This window comes from Nonomuraea sp. CA-141351, from assembly GCF_050944675.1.
Lineage (GTDB): Bacteria > Actinomycetota > Actinomycetes > Streptosporangiales > Streptosporangiaceae > Nonomuraea.
Map to the genome: position 1 here is coordinate 10,388,242 of NZ_CP191982.1, position 22,916 is coordinate 10,411,157.

General features: G+C 66.1%; 6 protein-coding genes. 2 read left to right on the forward strand and 4 right to left on the reverse strand.

The features are described 5' to 3' along the window. Positions 1–25: 25 nt before the first annotated feature. From ACQPWU_RS48705 to ACQPWU_RS48720, 4 genes are all read right to left on the reverse strand, one after another. On the reverse strand, positions 26–15,655 hold the full coding sequence (locus ACQPWU_RS48705; RefSeq protein WP_433433113.1) for an RHS repeat-associated core domain-containing protein: 15,630 nt from the start codon (positions 15,653–15,655) through the stop codon (positions 26–28). Between the two features lie 720 nt (positions 15,656–16,375). After that, positions 16,376–16,657, reverse strand: a complete 282-nt coding sequence (locus ACQPWU_RS48710) for an integrase core domain-containing protein (RefSeq protein WP_433433114.1) — start codon at positions 16,655–16,657, stop codon at positions 16,376–16,378. A gap of 331 nt (positions 16,658–16,988) precedes the next feature. Beyond that, complete coding sequence (locus ACQPWU_RS48715; protein ID WP_433433115.1) at positions 16,989–17,438, reverse strand: helix-turn-helix domain-containing protein; 450 nt, start codon at positions 17,436–17,438, stop codon at positions 16,989–16,991. An 807-nt stretch (positions 17,439–18,245) separates the two neighbouring features. Continuing rightward, positions 18,246–18,737, reverse strand: a complete 492-nt coding sequence (locus tag ACQPWU_RS48720; protein ID WP_433433116.1) for a hypothetical protein — start codon at positions 18,735–18,737, stop codon at positions 18,246–18,248. Positions 18,738–18,994: 257 nt separating this feature from the next. Here ACQPWU_RS48720 and ACQPWU_RS48725 point away from each other — a divergent pair, with 257 nt between their 5' ends. After that, complete coding sequence (locus ACQPWU_RS48725; RefSeq protein ID WP_433433118.1) at positions 18,995–21,025, forward strand: ATP-dependent nuclease; 2,031 nt, start codon at positions 18,995–18,997, stop codon at positions 21,023–21,025. After that, positions 20,995–22,626 (forward strand): UvrD-helicase domain-containing protein, encoded by a 1,632-nt coding sequence (locus ACQPWU_RS48730; protein WP_433433120.1) that lies wholly within the window; start codon positions 20,995–20,997, stop codon positions 22,624–22,626. Before ACQPWU_RS48725 ends, ACQPWU_RS48730 begins: the two co-directional genes overlap by 31 nt. Positions 22,627–22,916 lie beyond the last annotated feature (290 nt).

The window sequence follows — 22,916 nt, forward strand, 5'->3', positions numbered from 1 at the left end:
TCACCGTTTCGAATGCCTGGAAGGATCAAGCGGGATTGTACGTCAAGGGACCACATCTCCAAGGCGCCTTCAGGCCGATCCCGTCGTCCTCCCTCATGCACTTCTCTCTGACGTTTATCCCGCGGCCGGGATACTTGGTGCGGAACTCATCCCATTTCTTGTTCATCGCGTCCACGTCCGGGCCCAGGGAGTTGAGGATATCGATCCCGTCCTTGATTGCTCCGCAAACCGTATTTGCTGCACCTTCCGCAGTTTTGGCTGCCGGTATGTGGCCCAGGAACTTAGTGAGGTTACAGATGCCCGGAGCGGCGATGTCCTTGTCTTTCTTGTAGATGTTCGACATGAACCACGCCTGTACCGGAGAATAATATGTCGTACACGTTCTGTAGGTGTGACCGCCTTTTTCTGAGCGAACGCAGTGTTTTCCGGGCGTGGAATCGCAATAGGTGGATGTGGGATGGTCGATGCACCAACGGATGGCGTCCCCCAATTTTCCACATGCAGCCATCTTGTGCTTCTTGTCCATGCAGTCCAGCTCCACCACGGCGGCGGCAAAGCAGTCACCCAGGGATCCCTTTATCTTGGTCAGGCACTGAGTTGCGTCGGCTGCTATTCCTTGGCAGTATTTCGCGCTGTTTCCGTAGCCGTGCCGTCCGCCCAGCCCCTCAGGCAGGCCGCCCTTGTAGGCGCACACCGAGTATGCCTCGCTCACGACCTTGCATTGGTCGGTGTCGCCACCATGCGACCTGTCGCCACGACACTTCGCATACTCAATGGCCGACCCCTTGCACATCTTGGTGGCGCTCGAGTAGCGATGCAAACACTCTTGGTACTCAGGACCCGCTTCGATACAGCCCGCCCGATCGGAGTTCTTCCCCGACATACACTGCGTGTACACCTTCTTCTGACCTGTGCAGGTGCCTCCGCCACCGCCAGTGACACACGCGGAGTACACCGCTTTCTCCTCGCAGGTCTTCGCCTTGGTGCCGGCGAATCGGCAATCGTTATACTTCTCGTTCGCGGACTTGCATCCCTTGTCCTTCGTCAAGCCGGCCGTGCAGTCGTTGTAGAAGGACTCGTACGGATCACACTTCTTGCCCTTGAAGCCATTGTCGACGCACGTGTCGTATTGCTTCTCGCATTTCTTCTGGTACGGCTTCTTCGCACAGGAGGCGTGGCCGTCGGGATCGACGTTCGTGAGCGGGTTGTCGTTGGCGTAGGTGTAACGGTTGAGCTGGACAGAGGGGTCGGCACTTTGAGTGAGGGTGTCTCGGCTGATGAAGCTGCCGGTGGTGGGCTGGTACCAGCGGGCGGCCATGTTGACCTTGCCGGTGCTCGGGTCGGTGTAGGCGCCCTGATAGCCGAGGGTGTGGGCTGCTCCGGTGCGGGTGACGACCTCCCCGAAGGGGTTGTAGGCGACCGAGTCGATCAGTGAGGTGCCGGTGGCGGTGAAGGCTCCGATGAGATCGCCGCGCAGATCGCAGAACGCGAGCTGCGCGCCGGCGCCATCCGACAGGCCCAGGGTGCGGCCGAGGGCGTCCCGGCCGAACATCGCGGTCTTGGCGCCGGTGGCGGTGTCGGTGACGGCGACGAGGTTGTTGGTGGTGCCGTCGTAGGTCATGCGCTGGGTCTTGCCGCTCTGCGTGCGGGTCTCGACCCGGTCGAGGGCGTCGTAGTCGTACTGCACGCCGTCGTCGTTGACGAGGCGGTCGAAGGCGTCGGACTTGGTGAGGCGGACCATGCCATTGCCTTCTTCGGCGAGGGTTCCGCGAGCGGTGTAGGTGTACGTCTTGCCGTCGCCCGCGGTCAGCCTGTCGCGTTCGTCGTAGGTGTAGGTCTTGTCGCCTGCCTTGACGCGGTTGCCCGTGGCGTCCCAGCCGTAGTCGGTCTTGGCGCCGTCGGGCGCGGTCCAGGAGATGAGCCGGTTGGCCCAGTCGTAGGTGTAGGTGTTCTTCCCGGCGCCGGCGGTTCCCGTGGTGGTCTTGGACGTCATGTTGTCGTCCAAGTCGTAGCCGTACTCGATGGACGCGATCGGCCCCGCGGCTGAGGTGGTGAGCGTGTCCTTGGCGAGCCGGTTCAGGTCGTCGTAGCCGTAGGTGCGGCGGGCACCGCCCGCGCCGTAGGCCATACCGGTCAGGCGGTTGGCCTTGTCGTAGGTGTAGTCGATCGTGGTGCCCGAGACCGGGTCCACCGACTGGGTGAGCCGGTCGGCGTCGTCCCAGGTGAAGGTGGAGGTGCCGGTGCCGTCGGTGCGCTGCACGACGCGGTTGTCGGCGTCGTAGGCATAGACGTTGAGGTCACCGGCGACGGCGCTGCTGGACTTGAGCAGCTGGCCGCGGTCGTTGAGGGTGAAGGTCAGATCGTTGGCGGTGATCATGCGGCCGACCGAGTCGTAGCCGAACGTCTTGGCCTCGGTGTCGGCCTCGGCTCCCGTACCGGTCTGCTTGACGAGCCGGTTGAGCTCGTCGAAGGTGCGCTCGACCCGTACCCCGCCGGGAGCCAGGCTGACGGCGGGGTTGCCGGCCGCGTCGTAGGCGACGGTCCAGGTGCGGTCCTTCAGGTCGGGGTGCTGCGCGGTGGCCGGCTCGATCACAATCTCCACCAGGCCGAGGCTGTTGTAGGTGGTGTAGGTGGAGTTGCCGCGGCCGTTGGTGGTGCGGGTCTGGGCGCCGGCGGCGTCGTAGCCGAAGGTGCTGGTAATCTGCTCGGACGCGGAGACCGGCTCGACCATCGAGGTCATCCGGTTGGCGGCGTCGTAGGCGCGAGTGACGGTGTGCCCCTCGCCCGACGTGCTGCTGATCGGGTTGCCGGCCAGGTCGTAGCCGGCCTTCACGGTGCGCAGCACCTTCCCCGTCGCGTCCTGCTCCTGGGTCTCGGTCTTGCGACCCGCCAGGTCGTAGAAGGCCGTCGAGGTGATCCCGAGCGCGTTGGTGGTCGTGGTGGGCCGTCCGGCCAGGTCGTAGCCGAAGGTGGTGGCGTTGCCGAGCGCGTCGGTCTGCTTGGTCAACGCACCGGTCGTGTCGTAGGCGCGGGTGGAGGCGTCGCCGGTGGGACGAGTGGTCTTCACCACCCGTCCCGCGTCGTCGTAGTCCAGCTTGGTGACGTAGACGCCCGGCGTCGGCTTGCGCTCGATGGTCGAGAGCGTGATCTGCCGCCCGAGGTCGTCGTAGGTCGCCTCGGACCGTGCTCCGGTCGGATCCACAGTCCACGACGATTCGCCGAGCAGGTCGTAACCGAACGTCCACGTCCCGGCCGCCGCTCCGCTGGCGGGCGGGTCGGTGACCTTCACCTTGCGGCCCAGCACGTCGTAGACGGCGGTGGTGACCTGGCCGCGCACGCCAGTCGCCTTGACCACCTGACCGGCCGCGTCGTATTCCGCCGTCGTGGTCGGGGTGATCGGCTGTCCGCCGGGCGGGGTGTAGACCGGGAGGGTCTGCGTGGTGACGCGCCCAGCCCGGTCGTAGACCGCCGTGGTGGTGCGGCCTTCGGGGTCGACCTGGTGCGTACGCTCGCCGAAGGTGTTGTAGCCCAGCTTGGACGTGGGCCGCTCGGTGACGGCGGCACCGCCGTTGCGTTCCACCTGGACGGCGGGCATTTGCAGGCGCACCGGCTGCCCGGCCGTGCTGTAGGTCACGCTGGTGGTGAAGTCGGCCGGGTCGGCCCCCGCGGCGTTGCCGCGCGGGTCGGTCATCGCCGTCACCAGACCGCGATCGTCCACGGTCAGCGTGGTGACCAGGTCTGCGCCGTCATTGTGGATGGTCTGCCGGGTCGGCTGGTCGAGCACGTCGTACTCGAACTCGGCGACCTCGCTCCGGCTGGTGCCCGCGGCGGTGCGCGTCACCTTGGTCACGTTGTTGTTCGCATCGTAGGTGAAGCTGGTCTTGCGCGCCAGCGTCTCCGGGTCCACCACCTGCGAACTGATCCGCCCGGCGGCGTCGTAGGCGGCGTCGACGCGCAGCGTGCCGCCGTTGGTCGTCTGCCGGACAAGTTGCGCGGCCGCGTCGTACACCCGCGAGTCCAGCACGACGTCGCGCCCGGTGGCGGAGCCGTTCAGCTTGGCTCCCTTGGCGGTCGCCTCCAACGGCAGGTTGTCGGCGTAGTAGGTGTAGGTGGTGGTGCGGCCCATCGCGTCGGTCTTGGACGCGATGCGGCCGGCGGGGTCGTAGGCGATGGACTCCATCACCACGTCGGTGGCCGGCTGCGGGTCGAGCGGGCTGCCCGTCCATCCCTTCAGCACCGTGGTGGCCAGCTCTCCGCGCGGCGTGTAGATGTAGGCCAGCGTGGCGCCGCGCGGGTCGGTGGACGTGGTCTTCTGTCCCTTGGCGTCGTACCCGGACCGCGTGACCGCGCCTTCGGGATCGGTCACCGTCTCCTGCTGGCCGTGGGCGTCGTAGGTGTAGGTCGTGGTCCGTGCAGCGTCCCCGCCCATCAGGTCCGCATTGGTTTCGGTCAGCAGCAGCCCGTCGGCGTCGTAGGTGGCCGACCACTTCAGCGTGTGGGTCTTGCCGTCGACGTCGTTCTTGATCCCGGGCCCTGCCTTGGTCAGCGGCCTGCCCATGACGTCGTAGCTGGTCGTGGTGGTCACGCCCTCGGGGTTCGCCTTGGAGATCTCGGTGGTCGAGATCACCCTGCCGAGCGCGTCATGGGTGTACTTCTTCACCAGCCCCGACGGCAGAGTCTCAGTGACGAGGTCACCGGCGGCGTTGTAGGCGTAGGTGGTCTCGTTGCCCTTGAAGTCCTTCTCCGTCTTCATCAGGCCCGCCGGCATGGTGCCGCCGCCGGCTGCGGGTTCGGTGCCGTCGGTGTAGGTGTTGCTCGTGCTGCGACCGGTCGGGAAATCTTCCGTGGGCGGAGTGGTGGTCTTGATCTCCTCACCGAAGGCGTTGCGCGCCCAGGAGGTCATGTAGGACTCATCGGTGGGCGAGGCCGATCGGCCGTCCCGCTGGGCGATCTTCACGTCGTTGCGCGGGTCGAACGGCTTCTCGGTGTCGACGAAGTAGTTGTAGTACTCCGTCGAGCAGTTCACGCCCGCCGTCCGACAGGTCTTCCTCGACAGCAGGTTCCCCCGGCCGTTGAACGCCAGCTCGACCACGTTGCCGTTCGGATCGATCACCTTGGCCGGATATCCGCCCACGTCATAGGTGTACTTCGTGGTCGCGCCGACCTGGTCGGTCACCGCCACGTCCCGGTAGCCACGCTGCGCGTCGGAGACGTAGGTGATGCCTCCATTGTCCGGATCGGTCACTGTCACGGTGGCGAAGGTGGAGATGGTGGTCTGCTTGGCGTACACCGGATCCGACAGCTTCCACGTGCCGCCGTTGGCGTCGGTGTGCGTCACCAACCGCCCGCCGTCGGGGTTGTAGGCGTTGACCGCCCACACCCGGCCCGACGGCTGGGTCACCTTGGCCAGCTGTGGCTGCGCCTTCCCGGCTGCGAAGTGCCGCTGTACCGCCGCCTCACCCATCGGCTTGCCGTAGATCGCGACCTCATCGATGTCGCCGTTGAACGGGAACAGCGCGGTGCTGGTCGTGCTGGACGGCCAGGCCGTGGAGCCGTATCCGGAGCCGATCCGGGTCTCCGCCATGTCACCGTGCTGGATCTCCCCGGCCAGCGTGCCCACCGCGGCTCCGTCCAGGTACAGCGTCTGCGTGTGCTCGGCGGGCGCCGAGCTTGAGGCGGGCTTGGTCTCCACCGACGACAGCACCGCATGGTGCCAGGTGCCGTCGTTGACGGCGCCAGTGGAGGTGATCGGGGTCTGCGCGACGGTAGAGGAGCCGGTGAAGAACTGGCCGCGCAGCTTTCCGTCGGTGCCTACGTACACCACCGGCGTGAACGCCGACGGCCCGTTGGTCCCCGAGTTCTGCATTCCGATGACCGTTCCGGACGCGGTGGTCTTGAACCACGCCTCCACGGCCAGGTCGCCGCCCTGGCCGCTGATCGCGTTGCGCGGCAGTTGCACGTGGGTGGAGGTCGCCGCTCCCTTGAAGCGCATCGCGGTGTCCGGCGACCCGGCCAGCGCACCCGGCACCTGGGCGCCGAGGTCGGCCGGGGTGGTCCCGTTCAGCTTGGCCTGCTCCTCGGTGATGTTCCAGCCCGCCGCGCTCGCGACGGTGGTGCCGGTACGGGTCTCGGCCTCGTTCAGCCGGTAGTAGTACTCCGGCCCGGAATCGATGATCACGCTCTTGTACCGCGAGGCCGTGCCGTATTCATACGTCGTGCAGGCCGTCGCCGAGGTCGGCGGGCACACCTTGACCAGTTGATCAGCTGTGTAGGTGTAGGTCCAGGTCAGCGGGTTGCCGTCTACGGGGTCGGTGGACACGCTCGCCACGTGGTTCCCCGCCCAGGTGAACGTCAGCGACCTGCCACCCGTCGCGGTCACCTTGGTCAGCTTGCCGTCGGTGCCGCGGGTCAGTTCCTGCGCCCGCCCCCGGTGATCGGTGATCTTGGTGAGGCTGCCGGACGTGTCGAACCAGTAGGACGTGGCCGACTTGTCCATCAACCGCCAGCCACCCGCCTGCTCCGCGGCCATCGTCGCGAACGTCCCCGACGGGGGCGCGTACATGCCGTTGCCCGTCGGGGCGAACCGCAGTTGTTCCCCGCTGGGATAGGTCACCAGCAGGCTCCCGGTCGGCTCCTCCTCGATCCGCATGTCCCATCGGGTGGTCCACCCGGCACCGAAGATCCCGTCGGTGCGCGGGTCCAGGCTGTTGTAGGTGCGGCTCACCGACAAGGGCGGGCCGAGCACCGCCACCGAGGCGTCCGTCGTCGTGGGCGCGTAGTTGCCCGACATATGGTTGAACTCCCGGTCCTGCGTGCCGCCTGCCAGCAGGCCGTTGATGTTCGCCTGCTCCGGCACCAGCGTGAAGGTCCGCCACGAGGAGGTCACCGTGGTGTAGGTGGTGGCGGCCTTCGCCATCCACGAGTACGTCTCCCCCCACTTCAACCGCTCGTCGACAACCTGCCAGGCGCCCGCCGTGGTCCAGTCCTTGGTCTCCGCGGCGGAGTCCTTGCACCAGCGCCAGTTGGGTGCGCTGCCCGCGCAGATCTGGAACCAGTACTTGACCTCGCCCTTGTTGAAGGGGCGCGCGTTCGCCGACAGCACCGGCGTCAACGAGCCCACCTGGCTGTTGTTGGCCGGGGAGAACGACTCGAACGGCAGCGCCGTGACGGTCGCGTACACCCAGTCCGACCACGGCCCGGAAACCCCGGAGGTGGTGGTGGCCCTGGCGCGCCAGCGGATGTGCCAGCCGTCGGTCAGCTTGTCGGCCGGTACGGCGGTCCAGGCGTTGGTGCCGGAGGCGTACTCCTTGTCCGAGGAGCCCGACCAGATCAGGCCCGTGCCCTCGTCGCCGGTGGCCGGGTCGTGCTCCACCTCGACATCGAGCTTGCTGGGCCGGTTCTCGGGATCGGTCACCTTGGCGTACATCCACGGCGTCAGCGACTCGGCGGTCCACGAGGTCGTGCCGCGGATCGCCGGGTTCATCCCCAGGCCGTCGATGCTGGGCTTGCGGAGGTCCACGGTGCCGTTCTGCCAGGGGGACCATTCGCCTTCAGCGCCGGCGGTGGTGATGCCGCGTACCCGCCAGCGGACCTTCATCCCGTCCGACAGTTGCCCGGCCGGGACCTGCACCCAGGCGTTGCCGCCTGAGGCGTAGGAGGTGGTGCCCTTGCCGGACCAGATCAGGCCCGTGCCCTGGGTGGGAGCGGCCGGGTCGTGCTCGATCTCGGCTTCCAGCACCAGCTTCGATCCGCCGGCGTCGGTCACCTTCGCGTACAACCACGGTGTGGCCGAGGCGACCGTCCACGAGTCGGTGCCGCGGGTGGCGGGCACCGCGCCCAGGCCGTCACCCGCCGTTCCGCTCACCGCGACGGTGGACGCCTGCCACTCCGTCCACGGGCCCACCACCCCATCGGAGGTGGACACCCGCACCCGCCAGCGAACCAGCCAGCCGTCCTTCAACTTGCCCGACGCCACCGCAGGGGTCTGCAACCAGCACCTACTCGTCGTGTAACACCCGCCGCTCGACACGTCACCAGAACCCGACCAGATCAACCCCGTACCTTGCGTGGCGACCGAAGGGTCGTGCTCGACCTGCGCCTCCAAGCGCAGCTTCCGTGAATCGGGGTCGCCGCCGTAGGCGTAGAAGGTCGGCTGCGTCGAGGTCAGCGTCCACAACCCTGACGTCTGCTGTCCTGGGGAGGCCGTCGCCTCCGAGACCACGGGCTTGGAGGCGTCCACCCGCGTGGCCTGCCACTCCGACCACTGACTGGCCACTCCGTCAGCGGTGGACACCCGTACGCGCCAGCGGACCTGCCAGCCGTCCTTCAGCTTGCCCGCCGCCACCACGGGAGACTGCAACCAGCACCTACTGGTCGTGTAACAACCACTGCTCGACACCGTGCCAATACCGGACCAGATCAAACCTGAACCCTGGCCGGCAGCCGACGGGTCGTGCTCGACCTGCGCCTCCAAGCGCAACGCGCGTGAATCCGGGTCGCCGCCGTAGGCGTAGAAGCTCGGCTGCGTGGACGGCAACGTCCACAACCCCGCCACCTGCTGGCCCGGAGAAGCCAACATCTCCGACACCACCGGCTTGGAGGCGTCCACCCGCCCGGCCTGCCACTCCGACCACTGACTGGCCACCGCGGCTGCCGTGGACACGCGCACGCGCCAGCGGATCAGCCAGCCGTCCTTCAGCTTGCCCGCCGCCACCACGGGAGACTGCAACCAGCACCTACTGGTCGTGTAACAACCACTGCTCGACACCGTGCCAATACCGGACCAGATCAAACCTGAACCCTGGCCGGCAGCCGACGGGTCGTGCTCGACCTGCGCCTCCAAGCGCAACGCGCGTGAATCCGGGTCGCCGCCGTAGGCGTAGAAGCTCGGCTGCGTGGACGGCAACGTCCACAACCCCGCCACCTGCTGGCCCGGAGAAGCCAACATCTCCGACACCACCGGCTTGGAGGCGTCCACCCGCCCGGCCTGCCACTCCGACCACTGACTGGCCACCGCGGCTGCCGTGGACACGCGCACGCGCCAGCGGATCAGCCAGCCGTCCTTCAGCTTGCCCGCCGCCACCACGGGAGACTGCAACCAGCACCTACTGGTCGTGTAACAACCACTGCTCGACACCGTGCCAATACCGGACCAGATCAAACCTGAACCCTGGCCGGCAGCCGACGGGTCGTGCTCGACCTGCGCCTCCAAGCGCAACGCGCGTGAATCCGGGTCGCCGCCGTAGGCGTAAAAGGTCGGCTGCGTGGACGGCAACGTCCACAACCCCGCCACCTGCTGGCCCGGAGAAGCCAACATCTCCGACACCACCGGCTTGGAGGCGTCCACCCGCGCGGCCTGCCACTCCGACCACGGGCCCGACACCAGCGCGCCCGGAGCAGCCGTGGACTGCACCACCGCGCGCACCCGCCACCGGACGTGCCAGCCGTTCTGCAACCCCGTCACCGCGGGCGACTCATGCGAAGCCAAACACGTCTGCCCCGTGAAACAGGTATCACCGAACGTCGTGCCCTGCCCGGACCAGATCAGCCCCGTACCCTGGCCGGCCGCCGCCGGGTCGTGCTCGACCTCCGCCTCCAGCACACCGGGCCGCCGGTCGGCGTCGGAGATGGCGGCGGTGAAGGACGGGCTGGTGCTCGGCAGTATCCACGTGCCGGACACCAACTGGCCGACAGGCGCGGACACCGTGCTCACGGCAGGGCCGGGCGGGATCGTCTTGGAGATCGTCGTGTCCACGCGCGCCGACACCCACGCGGACCACGGCCCCGACGCCCCGGACGTGGTGGTGGCGCGGGCGCGCCAGCGGATCTGCCACCCGTCGGTCAGCTTTCCTGCCGGTACGGCCGCCCAGGCGATCGTGCCCGTCGCGTAATTCTTGTCCGAGGAGCCCGACCAGATCAGCCCGATCCCCTGCCCGGCGGCAGCCGGGTCGTGCTCGACCTCCACGTTGAGCTTGCTGGACCGGTTGTCCGGATCGATCACCTTGGCGAACAGCCACGGCGTCAGCGTCCCCGCCGTCCACGACGCGCTGCCCGGCAGCGCCGGGTCCATGCCCAGCCACTCGACCGACGGCTTGTTGAGGTCGATGCGCGCCTGGGTCCAGTCCGACCACGGGCTGATGGCGCCGGTGGTGGTCTCGGCACGAGCCCGCCAGCGGATCCTCATCCCATCGGACAACTTCCCGCCCGGCACCTGCACCAGCGCGTTGTCACCGGAGTGGTACGGCTGAGCGCTCTTCCCCGTCCAGATCAGGCCGCTGCCTTGGCCGGTCGCGGCCGGGTCGTGCTCGATCTCCACGGCGAGCAGGGAATCCCTGGTCTCCGGGTCGGTCACCTTCGCGTAGAGCCACGGCGAGGTCGCCGCCGCCGTCCAGCTTCCGGCGTCCCAGGTCGCCGGAGTCATCGACAAGCCCGACACCGACGGTTTGCGCAGGTCGATGCTGGTGGAGGTCCAGTCGGTCCATGGGCCGACGGCGCCGGTGGCGGTCTCACCGCGTACGCGCCAGCGGACCTTCATCCCGTCCGTCAGCTTCGCGGCCGGGATCTGCACCCAGGCGTTGCCGCCCGAGGCGTACGCGGTGGTGCCCTTGCCCTCCCAGATCAGGCCCGTACCCTGCCCGGTCGCGGTCGGGTCGTGCTCGACCTGCGTCCACAGTTTCGAAGCACGCGAATCAGGGTCGCTGACCTTGGCGTACACCCACGGCGTCACCGACGACGCCGTCCACGACGTCGCACCCTTGGTCGCCGGGGTCAAACCGGCGTCGGAGGCGGCGGGCTTCGTCACGTCGACGGTGGCGCTCTGCCAGGGCGACCACTCGCCCTCCGCGCCCGCCGTCGTCACACCGCGCACCCTCCAGCGAACCTTCATCCCGTCCGTCAGTTGCCCGGCCGGGACCTGCAGCCAGGCATTGCCGCCCGAAGCGTAGGAGGTCGTGGCCTTGCCGGACCAGATCAGCCCCGTACCCTGCGCCGGTACGGCCGGATCGTGCTCGACCTCCGCAGCCAGCACCAGTTTCGAACCGCCGGCGTCGGTCACCTTCGCGTACAACCACGGTGTGACGGACGCCAACGTCCACGAGTCAGTTCCACGCGTGGCGGGCACCGCACCCAGGCCGTTACCCGCCGTGCCGCTCACCGCGACCGTCGACTCCTGCCACTCCGACCACGGACCGGCCACCCCGTCGGAGGCCGACACCCGCACCCGCCAGCGGACCAGCCAACCATCCTTCAACTTGCCCGCCGTCACCGCAGGCGTCTGCAGATAACACCTACTGGTCGTGTAACAACCACTGGACGACAACGAACCAGAACCCGACCAGATCAACCCCGTACCCTGCGCCGCGACCGACGGATCGTGCTCAACCTGCGCCTCCAGACGCAACGCCCGCGAATCCGGGTCACCCCCATAGGCGTAGAAGCTCGGCTGCGCGGACGACAACGTCCACAACCCCGCCACCTGCTGACCCGGGGACGCCAGCATCTCCGACACCACCGGCTTGGAGGTGTCCACCCGTCCGCCCTGCCATTCCGACCACTGGCTGGCAATCCCGTCGGCGGTGGACACGCGGACCCGCCAGCGGATCAGCCAGCCGTCCTTCAGCTTGCCCGCCGTCACCGCGGGAGACTGCAACCAGCATCTACTCGTCGTGTAACAACCGCCGCTCGACACCGCGCCGGCGGCCGCCCAGATCAACCCTGTGCCCTGCGCTGCGACCGCGGGATCGTGCTCGACCTGCGCTTCCAGACGCAACGCCCGCGAGTCGGGGTCGCCGCCGTAGGCGTAGAAGGTCGGCTGCGTGGACGGCAACGTCCACAACCCCGCCACCTGCTGGCCCGGAGAGGCCAGCATCTCCGACACCACTGGCTTGGAGGCGTCCACCCGCGCGGACTGCCACTCCGACCACGGACCCGCCTCCCCCTCAGCGGTGGACGCCCGAACCCGCCAGCGGATCAGCCAGCCGTCCTTGAGTTCGCCCGACGCCACCGTAGGAGACTGCAACCAGCATCTACTCGTCGTGTAGCAACCGCCGCTCGACACCGCGCCGGCGGCCGCCCAGATCAGCCCCGAGCCCTGGCCCGCGGCCGACGGGTCGTGCTCGATCTCCGCCTCCAGGCGCAACGGCCGCGAGTCCGGGTCGCCGCCGTAGGCGTAGAAGGACGGTTGCGTGGACGGCAACCTCCACAGTCCTGACGCCTGCTGTCCTGGGGAGGCCAGCATCTCCGACACCACCGGCTTGGAGGTGTCCACCCGTCCGGCCTGCCACTCCGACCACGGGCCCGACACCTGGTCGGCGGTGGACACCCGCACGCGCCAGCGGATCAGCCAGCCGTCCTTCAGCTTGCCCGACGCCACAGCGGGAGACTGCAACCAGCACCTGCTCGACGTGTAACAGCCGCTGCTGGACACCGTGCCGGTATCGGACCAGATCAAACCTGAACCCTGGCCGGCGGCTGACGGGTCGTGCTCGATCTGCGCCTCCAGGCGCAACTTCCGTGACTCGGGGTCGCCGCCGTAGGCGTAAAAGGTCGGCTGCGCGGACGACAACGTCCACAACCCCGCCACCTGCTGTCCTGGGGAGGCCAACATCTCCGACACCACCGGCTTGGAGGTGTCCACCCGCGCGGCCTGCCACTCCGACCACGGGCCCGACACCAGCGCGCCGGCGGTGGCGGTGGACTGCACCACCGCGCGCACCCGCCACCGGACGTGCCAGCCGTTCTGCAACCCCGTCACCGCGGGCGACTCATGCGAAGCCAAACAAGTCTGCCCCGTGAAACAGGTATCACCGAACGTCGTGCCCTGCCCGGACCAGATCAGCCCCGTACCCTGGCCGGCCGCCGCCGGGTCGTGCTCGACCTCCGCCTCCAGCACGCCAGGCCGCCGGTCCACGTCCGAGATCGCGGCGGTGAAGGACGGGTTGGTGGTCGGCAGTATCCACTTGCCCGTCACCAACTGGCCGACAGGCACCGACACCATGCTCACTGCGGGCCCGGGCGGGATCGTCTTGAACACCGTCGTGTCCACGCGCGCCGACACCCACTCCGACCACGGCCCCGACACGCCGGACATGGTGGTGGCGCGGGCCCGCCAACGGATCTGCCACCCGTCGGTCAGCTTCCCTGACGGCACGACCGCCCAGGCATTGGTACCCGGCACGTACGCCTTGTCCGAGGAACCCGACCAGATCAGCCCCGCACCCTGCGCGGGAACGGCCGGGTCGTGCTCGACCTCCACGTTGAGCTTGCTCGACCGGTTCTCCGGATCGGTCACCTTCGCGAACAGCCACGGCGTCAACGTCCCCGCCGTCCACGACGCGGAACCAGGAAGCGCGGGATCCATCCCCAGCGACTCGACCGACGGCTTGTTGAGGTCGATGCCGGCAGCGGACCAGTCGGTCCATGGGCCGAGGGTGCCGGTGGTGGTTTCACCGCGTACCCGCCAGCGGACCTTCATCCCGTCCGACAGTTGCCCGGCCGGGACCTGCACCCACGCGTTGCCCCCCGAGGCGTACGCCGTGGTTCCCTTGCCCTCCCAGATCAGCCCCGTACCCTGCGCGGGAACGGCTGGGTCGTGCTCGACTTGTGCCCACAGTTTCGAAGCGCGCGAATCAGGGTCGCTGACCTTGGCGTACACCCACGGCGTCACCGACGACGCCGTCCACGACATCGCACCCTTGGTCGCCGGCGTCAGCCCCACATCGGACGCCGCCGGCTTCGTCACATCCACCACGGCGCTCTGCCAGGGCGACCACTCACCCTCTACGCCCGCCGTGGTCACACCACGCACCCGCCAGCGAACCTTCATGCCGTCCGTCAGCTTCGCGGCCGGGATCTGCACCCAGGCGTTGCCGCCGGAGGCATAGGAAGTCGTGGCCTTGCCGGACCAGATCAGGCCCGTACCCTGCGCTGGTACGGCTGGGTCGTGCTCGATCTCGGCGCCCAGGACCAGCTTCGAACCACCGGCGTCGGTCACCTTCGCATACAGCCACGGTGTGGCCGAGGCCAGCGTCCACGAGTCGGTGCCGCGGGTGGCGGGCACCGCGCCCAAGCCGTTACCCGCCGTGCCGCTGACCGCGACGGTGGACTCCTGCCACTCCGACCACGGGCCGACCACGCCGTCGGAGGTGGATACTCGTACGCGCCAGCGGACCAGCCAGCCGTCCTTCAGCTTGCCCGACGTCACCGCAGGAGACTGCAACCAGCACCTACTGGTGGTGTAACAGCCGCTGCTCGACAGATCGCCTGAGCCCGACCAGATCAGGCCCGTGCCCTGCGTGGTGACCGAAGGGTCGTGTTCGACCTGTGCCTCCAGGCGCAACGTCCGTGAATCGGGGTCGCCGCCGTAGGCGTAGAAGGTCGGCTGCGCGGACGACAACGTCCACAACCCCGCCACCTGCTGACCCGGGGACGCCAGCATCTCCGACACCACCGGCTTGGAGGTGTCCACCCGTCCGCCCTGCCACTCCGACCACGGGCCCGCCACCCCGTCGGAGGCCGACACCCGCACCCGCCAGCGGACCAGCCAACCATCCTTCAACTTGCCCGACGTCACCGCAGGAGACTGCAACCAGCACCTACTGGTCGTGTAACAACCACTGGACGACAACGAACCAGAACCCGACCAGATCACCCCCGTACCCTGCGCCGCGACCGACGGATCGTGCTCAACCTGCGCCTCCAAGCGCAACGCCCGCGAATCCGGGTCACCCCCATAGGCGTAGAAGCTCGGCTGCGTGGACGGCAGGCTCCAGATCCCGGACGTCGACTGTCCGGGGGAGGCTATCGCCTCCGACACCACCGGCTTGGAGGTATCCACCCGCCCGGCCTGCCACGCCGACCAGGCACTCACCACGCCGCCGGACGTGGACACCCGCACCCGCCAGCGAACCAGCCAGCCGTCCTTCAACTTGCCCGACGCCACCGCCGGCGCCTGCAACCAGCACTTACTCGTCGTGTAACAACCGCTGGACGAAAGGTCGCCGCTAGCGGACCAGATCAGACCCGTACCCTGGGCGGCGACCGAAGGGTCGTGCTCGACCTGGGTCTCCAGGCGCAACGGCCGCGAGTCCGCGTCCTCGCCGTACGCGTAGAAGGTCGGCTGCGTGGATGGGAACGTCCACAACCCCGTCACCTGCTGGGCCGGAGAGGCTGACATTCCCGACACCGCCGGAAGCGCGGCGGCCGCGACAGCCTGCGTCCGGGTGCCCTTCGCCTCGTCCTGCGTCGCGCTCCCCAAGGACACCCTGTGCATGGCGGTGCTCTCGGCGCGAACACGGGTCTGTTGTCTGTCATTCTTCGTTGGTGCAGATGCGGCGGGATCGGAGGACGAGTCCCAGGTCAGCGGCGGTGGGCTGTTCAGCCCGTCCGTGGCCGGCTCGTCGAGCACCTCGTGCGCCTTCTCCAGCGGGAGCGAGCCCTTGGGCCGCTTCTCGCCGACGCCCTTCGTCTTGTCCTCGTTCTTCGGCTTCGGCTGCGTGGCGGCCGGGTCGACGAGATGCGGCAGGTTCGCCGCGGTTCCGGACTGCTGGACGGGGACCGCTCGGGCGGAGCCTGAAGCTGGGGAGCCGGGGATCGCCAGCCGGTTCGGCGCCGGGTCCACGACGACCGCCTGCGCCTGCAGCGCGAGAATCCCCGGCATGAGGATCATGGTCACGACCACGACGAGGCGGCTCAGCCCCCGCGATGGTCCATATCGTCCGATGCCGAACCGAGTCCGGCCCAACACACCCGCACCTGTCCGAGCACGCCGCATGGCCACGCCCACGCTCCCCGCAGACCAGGCGCATCCCCGTAAGCGCCACATAAAGAACGCCACAGATATACACAGACAAGTCGAACCAGGAATAGGCCTTGACAAGGTGATCACTGTTGGTGCAGCCGGCCGAAAATAGTCCCAGCTAATGGGGTTCGGCCAGCTCATGCCCGGCAGGCCAAAAACAGCAGTGTGACGTAAATCACACAGGAAGTCTTGATTTCCTAAAAGGGGCAGGCAAATTCTGTAGCGTCCCCGTCACCATCCGTCTCACATGACCGGCACTCACGCCTGCGCGAGGGACTCCGGGGCGGGCGACCAGGCAAGAAAGCGCCGCGTCATTCTGGGGAAGCGGCTGAGGCGTTCGCATAGAAATCGAAGCACTCGGTCCCCGCCCTTACCAGCGGCTCGCGGGCAAGGGCGGGTAACGATTTTCTACGACATCAAGGATCATGCGAGCAGGTCAGAGCCGTTTCGAATTCCTATGTCGTCGCGCCGGTTTATTTCCCAGCGAGAAGAACAACCACAGGCAATTAACTACTTGAATCGACTACGAACTCACCATCACACCCGACGCACCCTGTGGGCGCCGAATATTGTGTCTCCTCATGCGATCTGGGCGTATTCATGTAGGAGGCCGCCGAGCCGGTCTCGTCGGGAGACCTTGATGTCGGCGTCGACCGGATCGGGCAGCGCCCGCAGAGGGCTGGCCTGCCGCCGGGTCCGATGCGGACGATGCCTATTGAAGTAGGCCTCGTACTCGGCGAGGACCTTGCGCAGGTGGCGTTCGTTCATGATGAGAATCCGATCGAGTAGCTCGCGGCGCACACTGCCCACCCACCGCGCCATGATCGCGTTAATCCAAGGAACCTGCGGTGCGGTGAGCACTACGCGGATGCCCTCGGTCGTGAACCCCTCATCGAACAGCGTGGTGAACTTGCTGTCCCGATCCCTGATCAGGAATCGGAAGTCACCGATCCGATCGCCCAGGTCGAGTATCAGGTTGCGGGCTTGCTGGGCGACCCAGCCGGCGGTTGGGTCGCCGTAACCCCCAGCACGTGGACCCGCCGGGTGGCGTGCTCAACCACGGCGAAGCAGTACAGCCGCGTAAGCATCACCGTCTCCACGCAGAAGAAGTCGCTGTGATCCCGGACGCCTGGGCCTGGAGAAACTGAGCCCAGGTCGGACCGCTGCGCCGGGGCGCTGGATCGAAGCCGGCTCACTTCAAGATCGCCCACACGGTGGCCCGTGACACCTTCCGGCCTAGGCTGGCGATCTGCCCGGCGATGCGCCGGTATCCCCAGTCCGAGTTTTCGGCGGCCAGGCGCAGCACCAGGGCTCGAATGGTAGGTCGGATCGGTGGTCGTCCCGGCCCATGCTTGGGGTAGGTCCAGCGTCGCTTCACCAGGTCGGCGTGCCAGCGCAGGAGGAGCGTCCGCGGTGTGATGAACAGGTCGCATCGGCGGCGTTGGGGCAGAAGTCGCGCGAGCGCGGAAATGATAGCCCGGTCCGCCCACGATGGATGGGGAGCGGCCACCTGGCGCCGGAGAACAGCCAACTGATGCCGCAGTACCAGGATCTCTGCATCCTTGGACGCCTGTGATCGGACGAGTAGCGCGATCCAGCTGAATGTTCGTAAGACGATCAAGTACAGCAGCCGCAGAGCCATCTTGCGATCCTGCCGGAGCCGAGCCATCGAGCACAGCAAAACCCCAGATCAAACCCGGTGGCACAATGTTCGGCACCTACAACCTGCGCTCGGTGCTGATCGAGTATGTCGGGCCACTACAACAGTCATCGCCCGCACCAGTCCCACTCGCAGCGACCACCCAATCACGATGAGCAATCCGCTGTATCGCTGGAAGGCCGGATCGACCGCCGCAAGATACTCGACGGGCTGATCAACGAGTACCACCGAGCCGCGTAGCCACTCCGGAGGACTCCCAGCTCAAGCCCTATGCGATGAATTTTGAAGCGGTGCACCCCAGAAGGCCGATGTCGATCATGGCGTGTACGGGGTTGGTGCGCGCGAGCACGCACGGAGCACGCAATCGCCAGACGAAAATTCTAGAACGCATCCGATCCCACATAACCGCAGGTCAGACCATGACCATAGCGCGCGCTACAGGATTCGAACCTGCGACCGTCGGATAGCTCGTACCGTTTCCGCGCACATTGCGTGTCAGGTGGTGCCGGGGCCTGGCGACACGTAACGGGGCGTACGAGCACGCAGCGAGCACGGCGAACACCCTATTCGATCATTGCATCGTGGGCCCATCTGATCGAGTTCTGTACGTAAGAGCATGGGACAACGCATAGAGATGCTATGCGCTGTGCTCGATACGCGCTCCGACCTCCTGAACGGCTTGTCAGGCGGTGGACAGAAGACTAGCTTGCACCTGTCCGGCGACGTGCTCCAGCTTCACCCACAGCGAGTACGCCAGCATCATGATTGCCACAGGAACACCCTCCGCCGTCACCTGCGGACAGCCTGAGCTGATTGGGGGTTGAGGTACGGAGACCCGGCTTGCAGTGCGCCCCCGCGGACAGCGCGCTCGACCCGGCCGGCCTCCTTCCCATCGCGGCAGATCAGATACCGGTAGCCGAGATGCTCATGAACGTAGGTTTTGGTCAGCTGGTCCAGGCTGAGGCGGCCAAGGCCAATGTCGACCTGCTGCTCGGGCGTGAGGGCGGGGATGACGAAGCGGTCGCAGACGTGAATGTTGAACCGGTCCCCTGAGCGCCTCCCCGACGCGTGCGCCTTCAGCCGTGTCCGCAACCCCAGCGGCTTCTGGCTCTGGCCGGGCTCGGCCACCAGGTGCTCCTGCTTCCGCCCTCGACCGCTCATCCCGGCATACAAGAACACATCTCCCCGCCACACGGTGTACACCCCGGCAGCCAGAAGAGGAATCTGGCCCTTCGGCCACTCCGAGAACTTGAAGAGTGGCCCCTCCTGCAACTCGTTCACCTGCCCGAAGGTACAACTCCGTCACACGATACACATACACCTATTCCGCCCTGACGGTGATCGGCGGCATCATCGCAGCTCACTCCAGGGGCCGTCGTGGTTGCTACATCATCATCGCTGTACCAGCAGCCTCGATTGCCACCTGGGGGCGCTCTGCCTCTTGAGTCCCTACTTCATCGCACGCTTCTATACTTCTCACAAGCACCAGCTATTTCAGGGCCACCCAAAACGGCCAAGCAGGGACATCCAGGACAAAGATGCGACTCGTATGCGCCAAAGTCACGAACTTCCGTGCCCTCGAAGCAGTGAAGATTCGCATCGATGATGCGACCACACTCATCGTCGGAAGGAACAACAGCGGCAAGACTTCCTTCGTCGAGCTCTTCGAGAGGTTCTTTGGCGGCGAGCGGCCACGTTTCACGCTGGACGACCTACCGACCTCCCAGATCGACGCCCTCAAGCGCGCTGTCCGCACCTACCGGCAGGCAGAGCGTTTCAGGGATTCAGACCCGGTACAGGCCAGCACGCTGACCGACCGAGCGATCAAGCTACTGCCGAAGATTTTTTTCCGGCTCACCATCGCCTACCGGGAAGACGAGGACCTTTCACCGATCAGCGCGATCATCATCGACCTGTCCGAAGACTGCCACGAAGCCGAAATCGAGGCGCGGTTCGAGGTGCGGAGTGCTCTGGACTTTCTCAGGACCGCCATCAAGGCGAATACCGACGACAAGCAACTCGCGAAGTATTTCCAGCGCCACTTTCACGCGACATTTCATGCAGTTGGCACAGGCTCAGCAACGGGGACCGAACTTCCCATCGAACGGACGTTGGCAAGGCAGATCATCTCAACGATGTTTGTCTTTGCCCAGGTCAAGTTTGACGACGTCTCCGCCGACCGGACCAGAAAGCTATCACGCACCTTCGAGAAGTTCATGGAGACCTACCACCAGGACGAGCAAACAACTGTCGCGAAGTTCGAAAACGCTCTCCTGGGGATGGCCAGAAGACTCGACAGTAACTACGACGAGATCTTCGCTCCGGTCCTTTCCTGGATGGACGCCTTCGGCAAAGGCATCTTCGGCCCGGGACAGCGGCCCCGCATCGTCTCAGAGCTCGACCCCGTGTCCATCGTCAAGAACACCACGCGCATCACCTATGCCAGCAGCGACGGCAGCCGGCAACTCCCGGAAGCGCACAACGGGCTCGGCTACAGCAAGCTGGCTTTCACCGTGCTCCAAGTCATCAGCTTCCTGGAGTCTCATCGGCGCGCGTCACCCAAACCCGCTGTGAGCCTGCTCTTCGTCGAAGAGCCAGAAGCCCATCTCCATCCTCAAATGCAGGAGGTCTTCGTCCGAGGCATCAGAGACCTTCTGGAAGATCAGGACGCAGAAGGCGTTCAAGTCATCGTGACCACACACTCGTCCCACATCGTCGCCAGCGGCCATTTCGAGGCAGTGCGCTATTTCGACTGCACCGGCCCCACGCTCGTCGTGAAGGACCTAGCGGAGTTCCGCCATACTACAAAACCCGTACCGGCGGAGGAGACCATGCGTTTTCTCGCCAAGTACATGGTGCTGCACCGATGCGACATGTTCTTCGCTGACAGCGTCATCCTCATCGAGGGGGCGACGGAACGACTCCTCATGCCGGCCATGATCCGGATCTGCGCCGAGCAACTTCGCCGCGACTACGTATCCGTGGTCGAGGTGGGCGACGCCTATGCCCACCGTTTCCGCGAGCTCCTTACTTTCCTCGGCGTGCGCACCCTGATCATCACGGATATCGACTCTGTCCAGCCGCTTGAGAGCGTCGACAAGAACGGCAGAAAGCGGACGACGTATCTGACCTGCCGGACGGAGACCGGTGGCGCGGTCACATCAAACGCCACGATCAAGGACCGGCTGCCCAACTTGTCGACTATCGACGCGTTGCTCGCCACCACGGCCGAGCAACGCACCTTCGATCGTGTGCGGCTGGCTTACCAGATGCCCGAAGCACCTGGTATGCGTTGTGGGAGGAGCTTCGAAGAGGCCTTCATCCTCGCCAACGCCGAAATCTTGGCCAAGAACCTCGACCAGCTCGCGCTCAAAAGCACGTTCGAAAGACACCTGGAAGATCCCATCACCGCTGAGGACATCCTTCAGAACGCTTTCGAGATCGCTGCCTCCCTCAATGAGAAGAAAACCGACTTCGCGTTCGACATTCTCATGCTGGATGGCTGGAACGTTCCCCGATACATTGTCGAAGGGCTGCAGTGGCTGATCGCGACGTCACCGAACGGGTAATCCTCGCCCTGGACGAGCGGCGTAGCTTTCTCGTCGACGCGGGTGCGGGCTCGGGGAAAACCTACACGCTTGTCCAGGCGCTGCGACACCTCCTCACCGAGCGCCGCGCCGACCTGGAGCGAACTAGCGGCAGGATCGCGTGCATCACCTACACAAACGTGGCGAAGGACGAGATCCGCGAGCGGATCGGCGCCGACCCCCTCATGATCGTCGCAACGATTCACGAGTTTCTCTGGGCTGAGATCGAGCGGTTCCAGACACCGTTACGCGCGGCGCTCATCGCCAGGAACGAGGAGTTCGACGACCCTCAGGATCTGCAGACTCTTACGGAGAGCACCAAGATCCGATACGTCCAGCTTGGCCGGAACCTCGCCCAGGGCCTGATCTCACACGACGATGTCCTGGCTCTGTCCCACCGACTCGTGTCCAGCTCGCCAAAACTGGCACGAATCATCGCCGACCGGTTCCCCTACATCCTCGTGGACGAGTATCAAGACACCTCTCCCTTGACTGTGGAAGTCCTACTCGACCACCTGGCTGGCGCCGTCAGCCGGAGATGCACCATCGGACTGTTCGGCGACTCGATGCAGAGGATCTACCGGACAGGCGTGGGCGAAGTGACGGGCTACCCTGAACTTGAACGCATCACCAAAGACGAAAACCGCCGCTCCGCTCAATCGATCATTAACGTCCTCAACGCCATGCGTCCTGAGCTGCCGCAAAAGCCAGTCGGCCCGCCCCGTAACGGAGAGACTCAGCTCTTCCTGCAACGGGACGTCCCGAAGGAGAAGCGCCTTGAGTCGGCGCTCACCCGACTCGACGACCTTGGTTGGACGTCGGCGACTGCCAAGCGGCTCTACCTGACTCACCGGGCCATCGCCCGGGATCTGGACTACTCCGACCTCAACGAGGCTTATCGAAAGGCCGGCCGGCAGGACGCCCTGCACGACGCGACTGACCTTCTGATTCGCCATGCCCTCGACATTGAGGCTTTTTGCACCGCCTTCGAGTCCGAGGACCACGCGTTGCTGGCCACCCTGCTCACCAGCAGGAATGTGAAGATCACCAAGCATGCGGACAAGGGCAGAATCTCCGACGCCCTTCAAAGGGTGGTCACCTCACGCGCGACCATGACTATCGGCGCGGTCTTCGATCACGTCCACGAGTCTGGATTGCTGCTGAAGCCCGCGGAGGTCAGCGCGCGCGAGCGGAGCATCATGGCCAAGGACCTCGACAAGCGCGCTCAGCGGAGGGCAGACCTCGCCCGCGCCGTGCTTGCTTGCCCCTATAAGCAGGCCATGGCCTATGGCCTATACAAAAACGAGGAAACACCGCTTGCCACGCAACATGGCGTCAAGGGCGCTGAGTTCGACGACGTCGTGGCCGTGATCGACGACAAAGCCTGGACCATGTACAGCATGAACGAGATGCTGACTGACCCTTCCGGCGTTAAGGACCGCATCGTCCGTACGAAGAACCTCTTCTATGTCTCATGTTCCCGTGCCAGGAACCGCCTTGCCGTTGTCCTCCTGAGTGACCTGTCTCCGACAGCAGAGCACACAGCACGCACCTGGTTTGCTGGGGGCATGATCCATCCCTGACAGAAGGCCACTTTCGGCTAAGTTCAAACAACATCTCGATACATGGACTGGAACCGAGTTTGTTGGAGGCCGGGGCACCAAAATCTCCACGAAACCCGGACTGGTTCAATCGGCGGTCGCGGCAGAGCGTGCAGGGCACGCATGGTCAGGCCGAGGCCTTCCGGCGTGGGCGTTGTGCCTTCGGTGTGAGGGACATAATGCCGGGCGGTGGCATGCCAGCCATCCGCCCTGACCGGCTGGCGTACGGGCAGGGCATGATCGTGGGAAAGCCGTGCGTGGCGAGCCAGCGG